3 protein-coding genes are annotated in these 4,923 nt (G+C 51.6%); all 3 read left to right on the forward strand.

The genetic code is table 11. The features are described 5' to 3' along the window. The coding region (locus RTY00_RS19845) for a 50S ribosome-binding GTPase (RefSeq protein WP_312665713.1) at window positions 1–1,703 on the forward strand (1,703 nt) is incomplete at its 5' end. 6 nt (window positions 1,704–1,709) lie between these two features. Beyond that, complete coding sequence (locus RTY00_RS19850; protein ID WP_312665714.1) at window positions 1,710–2,609, forward strand: hypothetical protein; 900 nt, start codon at window positions 1,710–1,712, stop codon at window positions 2,607–2,609. A 13-nt stretch (window positions 2,610–2,622) separates the two neighbouring features. After that, window positions 2,623–4,923 (forward strand): helicase HerA domain-containing protein (locus RTY00_RS19855; protein ID WP_312665716.1); only part of this gene is annotated, 2,301 nt, incomplete at its 3' end.

Here is a 4,923-nt window from a genome sequence, read left to right on the forward strand (position 1 = left end):
TTATGGCACGTCGTATCAGCAGCCACATAGGGCTTGGGGAAGAAATACCGGTATCCTCCGATCTGCTGAAAGAGTGGAACCAGCTAGAGGACACCCATCAGATTGAGCTTCGCGGTAACATCGTCTCGATACAAGAGCGCGAGAATGTTCGTCTGGTGCTGACCGATACTCCAGGCCCTAATAACAGCCAAGACGGCGAGCACGAACGTGTCACCATGAGCTATATCCAGGATTCTCAGCGCAACCCGCTGATCCTGTATGTACTGAATGCTTCGCAACTGGGAATCAATGATGACCAGCACCTACTTCGTTTGGTCGCGCAAACCATGGTGCGTGGCGGCAAACAGAGCAAAGACCGCTTTATATTCGCCGTCAACAAGATGGATAACTTTGATCCTGAAAACGGTGAAAACGTCGGTGCAGCGCTGGAGCGGATCAAAACTTATTTGCAGAATAATGGTATTCAAAACCCGCAGGTTTACCCGATCTCAGCCAATCTGACGCGCTTGCTGCGAAAAAATCCTGATGCCCTCACCCGTAAAGAACGCGGCGAGCTCAACACCATGACCGAGCTTTTCCTTGAAGAAGGCAGCATGAATCTGCCCTCTTATATGCCGCTCACCTCACGCGTCAGCCGTACGCTGGAGAAAAGAAACCTGTCGCGTGTCCTCTACCGCAGTGGGCTGCCCGCCGTTGAGGTGATGATTGACGAATATATTGATAAATATACTTTCCCGAATCGATTGAAACGGGCCTATGAGGCTCTCAATCAGGCGATAGAGAAAGGCATGCGCGAAGCTGAACTCACCGAACAACTAGATCAGGATGAACGCGCACTCACGCACTTGAACGAACAAATTACTCAGCTCGTACAAAAGCGCAAAGAAAGTGCTGATACCGATGTGTACAAGCAGTCACTGCGTCAGAAAGGAAAAGAACTTCCGCCTCATATTGCCGCCGTGTTCACGCAAAAACTGACACAGGTGCTGGCAGCCACCAGAGAACAAGGTAACGAATTCACGAAAGTGCCGCAGCAGACACCCGCCGATGCGCAGCGGTTGCTGGATGCAGCAGAGCGCGACGCGAGTTTTCGTTACAAAGGGTTAATCAATGAGTTCGAAGCCGCATTCAGCGCCGCGCAAGCGTTTATTAAGGACGAGTTGCAGGTGGAGTACCGCCGCTATATCAGTGAATTGTTTGAAGATACCCGTGAACTGAAACTTCCGCTGTTCCAGGGACTGAAAGAAAATATGGCCGATTTTTCGCTGAATTTGAGCCTTAACACCAACAACATAAAAAACCGGGAAGAACGTTATAACCCGCGCGAGGTGAGCGACGCAACCTGGTGGAACCCCTTCTCCTACTTCAGAACCCGCACCGTCTGGGATTACCGCACGGTGGAATATGTTGATATGTCCGAACTGTGGAATGAAAAACGCAACGAGGTCGAGGGCAACTTCCGAGACCTGATTGATGCGGCGCGCAAGAAAACCGAAACGGATAAAAACCGGTTAGTCGAAAGCTACATCGCGTTTATCGAACGCGAATTTAACAGCAAATTCGATGCGCTGATCGCCACTCTGAAGGAAAAAATGACAGATCAGGAAGCACGCGAAGTCGCCATTGCCGAAGCGCGTTCGCAGAAGTCGTGGATCACCGAATTTAAATCTCGCCTCGACAACACATTGAGCTTACAGGAGTAACCACACATGGAGCAGAATTTTCACCACGCATTTCTGGCTGCGCTTAACAGTCCACAACGTGATTTCGCGCTGCTGAACGCCATGCTTGAGGAGTCTCACGCGGCGAAACCGGCGCTTTTCAACACTCACCGGGAGGATGGCGCCTGTGAAGCCATCAATACCGATACCATTGACTGGAACAGTGGTTACTTTGCATTGCAGAGCAGAAGCCTTGAGCACAATTTCTCGCTTGCGCGAGCGCGGCATCTGATTGCCGTCAGTCAGTGGCTGACAGAGCACCAGCACGACGGTTTTCTCCGCCCCCCTGCCGCGTTCAAGGATAACGGAAACAAAAACATGAACAATAATGCAACTACGCCGTTTACGCCGGGCCAGAGCATGCTAGCCGCGCTGGAGTCCGGTTCCATCAACCGCCTTCGTTCTGCTCTGGTTGCAGAGCTGGAAAATAATCGGCTAAATGGGCAGATAGTTCGTCAGGCGATGAAATGGGCTGAATCTCAGATACCCGATCTATTTGTCGATTATGAAGAGAACACGCTGGCGCTAGGCTTCGAGGCAGACAAAAACAAATGGGATGTTGATTACTACAATCTCCAGTCCGCGTATCTCGTTATGAACTTCTCACGGAAACGTTTTGAGCACCTGATGAACATCTATCAGGAGCTACGTGATCGCGCTGTTTCCGGCTTTATCTACCAACCCGAAGTTGCACCGCGCTCCGCAAGTTCATCGACTGCATCGGCACCGCGCCCTACAAGTTCACACACTGCATCAGCGACGTACAGCAAGACGCCTGCGCCAACCGCGCCGGTGCCCCAAAGCAGTTCCACCTCCGCGCTGCGTGTTGCTGCGCTGGCTGGCGGTGCGATAGCTGCGCTGGCTCTACTTATTTTCGCTTTGCTTTAACGGAGTCATCACCATGCAAAAAACGATGATGCCGCTGCAACTCCAGGAAATTGAACAACGTGCGGCAGGAACACTCGCCTCTGCCAACACCCTGATTAACCGTAGCTATCTGGCTGAGATGCGCCACTATCCGGTGCTGTCGCTTGAAGATTATCAGGGCGTACCGATCCACCGAGCCGGTGATATCCGCCTGTTTCGCATCGAGCGTATTGTTCAGGAAAACAAGCAGTCAGTGTTGGAGAGCACCACTGCCGCCTACACCGCATTAGGCGCTGCCGGTTATAGCGTCTTTTTATTGCTGAAATCCGATGGCCGGGAAACTGATGTCTATATCGGCACACGTGGTGCACCAGGTAAGATGTTGGGGCAAAACTCCGGTGATCTGCTCAATGAAACGTTCAAAGGACATTTCCCCGGCAGCAAGTTGATTGCACAGAACGCGCAAGAGACTGCAGATTTACTTGATAGTGCGCTGGCGCAAAAAGAAAATCCGTCATCCTCGGTGACTGCCGTCACGGGAGTGCCGTCGCTGGCAACAGAAGACAGTGAACATTTTATGCAGGGGCTGGAGCATTTTATTGATGCCGCCGAAAGCCGTATTTATCAGGCGATAATCATTGCAGAGCCTGTTACACCGCCGGAGCTAGATCGCATTCGCACCGGTTATGAAAAGGTCGCCACGCAGCTCTCTGCCCTGGCGAAGCGCCAGTACTCTTTTGGTGTACAGGACAGTGACAGCGTAGGCCTGAGTATCAGTGAAGGGCTGAGCCAATCGCTCGGTGAAAGTTTAGGCATGACCGTATCTCAGGGTAGCTCTTTCACCCGTGGAACGAATCACTCTACAAGCGTTGGCACCTCAAGCAGCGAATCCACCTCTGGGGTCATTGCTGATGTAATGGCGGGTTATAAAAATGGGAGCCAGATATCACTCGGTACGGCGTTTAAAGGTGTGCTACAGGGGATTGCCCTTAACCGTACTCACTCTGCAAGCGTAAGCGAAAACACGACCGTTGGCGCGTCCGAAACGCTTGGCAGCAACACTTCCCAAAGCGAGTCGCACACGCTTAATAGGAACGATACCACCACCCGCACTGACAGCCAGACCATCAATAAAATGACGGGTAACAGCCAGCAAATTTCGCTGGAAGTGCATGACAAGACTATCGAGAACTTGCTTGCAAAAATCGATCACCATCTAGAGCGTGTTAATGAAGCGCGAACCTACGGCGGCTGGCAAACTGCCGCCTACTTTATTGGTGACAGCACCGCCTCATCAGAATCGCTAGCCAGCATTTTCCTGGGGTTAATGCGTGGAACACGTTCAAGCACGGAGGATTTTGCTTTAACCACGTGGAACTCACAAAGCAAACGTCCCATTCTTGACTGGCTATCTGTATTGGCCCATCCACCGCTGAAACCCACTATTGGCCCTGTGTTGGCTATAGACTGGCTCACCCCAGCAACGTTGGTTTCAGGCAAAGAGATGGCCATTCAGTTGAGCCTGCCCCGACGTTCAACCTCCAGTGTGGCGGTACTGCACACCCAATCATTCGGGCGAAAAGTTCTGCGCCTCGATGGGCCGGAACCTGACGACCAACAGGCCCGAACACTGCGACTCGGGCAAATGCGCCATTTGTGGAACGATCTGGATATGCCCATCGATCTGGATGTAGATAGGCTTACCAGCCATGTGTTTATCACGGGCTCTACTGGTGCAGGAAAAAGCAACACCATTTATGCGCTGCTGGAACAACTGGGTCAGCACAATGTACCGTTTTTGGTTATCGAACCCGCGAAAGGTGAATACAAGCAAGTATTCGGTCATCGTGATGATGTATCAGTCTATGGAACGAATGCGCGCTTTTCGCCACTTTTGCGTATTAACCCGTTTCGCTTTCCTGAAACCACTCACGTTTATGAGCATATTGACCGCCTGGTTGATGTCTTCTCTATGTGCTGGCCGATGTATGCGGCCATGCCCGCTGTATTAAAAGATGCCATTCTGCATGCATACACGGTCTGTGGCTGGGATCTGGTTACGTCGGAAAACTGCTGGCAACAAGCCCTGTTCCCGACATTTGCAGATCTGCAGGAACAACTTCGCCAGGTGATTGACAAATCTGAGTGGTCACAGGAGGTGAAAAGTAACTACATCGGGTCTCTGGTGACCCGCGTCAACTCACTCACCAATGGCCTGAATGGACAGATTTTTAGCGGCGAGGAGATAGATAACAGCCGTCTTTTTGACAGTAATACCATTATAGACTTAAGCCGTATCGGCTCTCAGGAAACCCGATCGCTCATTACCGGTATT

The organism is Pantoea sp. CTOTU49201, from assembly GCF_032054795.1.
Taxonomy (GTDB): Bacteria; Pseudomonadota; Gammaproteobacteria; order Enterobacterales; family Enterobacteriaceae; genus Pantoea; species Pantoea symbiotica.